At 70.7% G+C, this 454-nt stretch carries 1 protein-coding gene; it reads right to left on the bottom strand.

Features of this window, described 5'->3' with window-relative positions:
• Positions 1-86: 86 nt before the first annotated feature.
• Positions 87-454, bottom strand: a 368-nt coding sequence (locus AC1DYG_RS19720) for a class I SAM-dependent methyltransferase (protein WP_477641545.1), incomplete at its 5' end; no start/stop codon positions are given.

The raw sequence follows: 454 nt of genomic DNA, 5'->3' as shown, positions 1-454 counted from the left end.
GACCAGCAGCACGCGCTTCGGCTGGCGGACCTCTCCGGTGGGCGCGGCGGCCCCGGGCTCGGTGTCGGGCAACCGCTCGCTCACGCTCATCCTCGGACCTTTCCCCAGATCAGTTCCGTGATCGGCCGGCCGACGCGGTGCGCCTTGTCTTCGAACTTGGTGACCGGACGTTCGTGGGTCATCGGCGACTCCGCCGCACCCTGTGCCAGCTCCTCCCAGCTCAGCCGGGTCAGCAGCGGCTCCGCGTCACCGGTCTCCGCGATCCACTCGGCGTACTCGGCGTGGTCGGTGGCCACGTGCAGCACGCCGCCGGGCATCAGCTTCTCGGCGATCAGCTTGAACGTCGGCGCCTGCAGCAGCCGTCGCTTGTGGTGGCGGGCCTTGGGCCACGGGTCGGGGAAGAAGACCCGCGCGCCGGTCAGCGACTCGGCGGCCAGCATGTTCTCCAGCACGT

Source organism: Pedococcus sp. P1_H8, assembly GCF_056405175.1.
Note: the sequence above shows the minus strand (reverse complement) of the source record. Positions and strands in the feature narration are given on the sequence as shown.